Annotated in this window: 1 protein-coding gene; it reads left to right on the top strand. The window is 37.9% G+C overall.

Going from position 1 to position 1,262, the window contains the following annotated elements; genetic code table 11:
• On the top strand, positions 1–1,043 hold a 1,043-nt coding region (locus tag NH454_RS22245; RefSeq protein WP_253040214.1), incomplete at its 5' end, for an IS110 family transposase.
• Positions 1,044–1,262 lie beyond the last annotated feature (219 nt).

Raw genomic sequence — 1,262 nt, 5'->3', positions numbered from 1 at the left:
CATACATGGTGAATCTTAACGTTATTGCGATTGATTTAGCAAAAAATAATTATCAAGTTTGTAAAATAGGTAAAGAGCGACAAGTTATATACAACAAAGAAGTATCTAGACAAAAACTACTTCAGTTATTGGTATCAGAAAAACAATCATTAGTAGCAATGGAATCATGTGGTGGTACGCATTATTGGGCAAGAAAAGCGAAAGAGGCTGGCCATATAGTTAAACCTATGTCTGCACGCGTCGTAAAAGCATTTAGACAAGGCCAAAAAACAGATGCGAATGATGCTTTGGCTATTGGTATTGCAGCTCAGCAACCAACGGTTAAGCCGAGTAGATTATTAAGTGTAAATGAGCAGTGCTTACAATCCATATCAGCAATGAGAGAGCATTTTGTAAAACAAAAAGTGGCCTTGGGGAACCTACAGCGAGGCTGTTTGTTGGAACTTGGCATCCCTATAGCCAAGTCTGATAGTAAGTTAATAGATGCAGTGGAAAGTTTGCTCGAGGATACAAGTTTTAATGTACCGATGGCATTTAGAGCATCTCTAAAAATAGTAAATGAACAATTCAAAAGAGTTGTTAAAGAAATTATAGCGCTAGAAAAGCTAATTGAAGAAGAAATCAAAAATGATGAAGTATGCGAGCGGCTGTCAAAATTGGAAGGCGTTGGACCAGTAGGTTCAATGATGTTGAAAGTTTACTTTAGTTGTATAGAGCACTTTAAAAATGGACGAGAAGCGTCTGCCTGTGCAGGATTAACGCCTGTGCAGCATAGCTCTGGTGGTAAAGAAAAAATTGGCTCAATTTCAAAAAAATCAGCAAACAAGAAGTTACGTAGCACGTTATATCAAGGTGCACTAGCGGTTGTTTCAAATGTTATAAAAAGAGCGAGTCGCACAGAAAAGGATGAATGGCTTAAAAAGTTGATTGCAAGACGCGGTAAGAAAGTGGCAGCAATAGCATTGGCGAATAAAACAATCAGAACTGCATTTGCCATGCTAAAGAAAAACGAATGTTATCAGCCAAAGTTGTTAACGGCTTAAATTATTGTCAATAAAGAGCGTTTAAAACCAGGATAAGACTGACCTTTAAGAGACTGTTCCGTGTTCAGGTAGAAAATACCGTCACAGAGAAAAGTCATAAAGGGGCGAATACATTAAAGTGACCAGGGGTAGCTCCCCAAATAGAGTCCGTATATAAGCCAGCATCTAATCTTTATTTAATAAATACTCCGTTGACAAAAAACGGGGAGTCCATATAAG

Origin of the sequence: Pseudoalteromonas sp. Ps84H-4 (assembly GCF_024124645.1) — a bacterium.
Classification (GTDB): Bacteria; Pseudomonadota; Gammaproteobacteria; order Enterobacterales; family Alteromonadaceae; genus Pseudoalteromonas; species Pseudoalteromonas lipolytica_C.
Note: the sequence above shows the minus strand (reverse complement) of the source record. Positions and strands in the feature narration are given on the sequence as shown.